Origin of the sequence: Arthrobacter sp. AOP36-C1-22, from assembly GCF_052377515.1 — a bacterium.
Classification (GTDB): Bacteria; Actinomycetota; Actinomycetes; order Actinomycetales; family Micrococcaceae; genus Arthrobacter_H.
In genome coordinates this window covers 1-712 of sequence record NZ_JBQSWW010000067.1, presented here as the reverse complement: position 1 = coordinate 712, position 712 = coordinate 1, and the positions used below count along the sequence as shown (strand labels likewise).

1 protein-coding gene is annotated in these 712 nt (G+C 51.7%); it reads left to right on the top strand.

Annotated elements, in window-relative coordinates; all coding sequences use genetic code 11:
* Positions 1–628, top strand: a 628-nt coding sequence (locus ACT3S6_RS15895; protein ID WP_444555776.1) for an AAA family ATPase, incomplete at its 5' end; no start/stop codon positions are given.
* Between the last annotated feature and the right edge of the window lie 84 nt (positions 629–712).

The following is a 712-nucleotide window of genomic DNA, read 5'->3' as shown; positions in this document are numbered from 1 at the left end:
CCTAGAAGTGCTAAGTACAGAAGACATTGCGGAAATACTGGCACGGATCCCAACAGCCACGTTGATTAATTCTCTGATCACACATCCAGAGCACTCCGACTGGGTGCAGAAAGGTCTTTCACTTCACGGGAACCGAAGGACTTGTCTTTTCTGCGCCAACGATCTCAATCATGACCGGCTCGAGACACTGAACAGGCACTTCGATGAAAGTACAACGGAACTGCAGGATGAGCTTCGGGAAGCTATCGAAAAAGTCGAAGAAATCACAACGTTGCTTCTTGAGCAGAGCACCTACTTTCCAGACCCCGGACTTCTGTATCCCGAGTTCCGAAAGGAATACAAGTCACTACTTCAGGCTCTCCAGGAGCGAACTGACGAAATCACTCAAGATCTCACAACCGTGCGCGAGTTGCTCGATGCCAAGCTGAAATCCCTACACGAGCCTGCTCATCTACCAGAGCACTTGAATCAAAATTCCTTCACCCTCCCGAACATCGATCGGCTAGTGACGCTTCTGGACAATCACGACGCCCGAAGTGTGGCCTTCGCTAGAGTGCGCAAAGCAGCATGCCAACAACTTGAGGCGTTCTGGATTGGCGAGCAGAAAGACTGGTTGGGTCCCCGTTAGCAGTCCAGCGGCTATGCGATAGCTAATTGGTTCTCTGCAATCCAGCGATCCCAGTGTCTGAACGGCGTCATTCCGCCGAGGGAT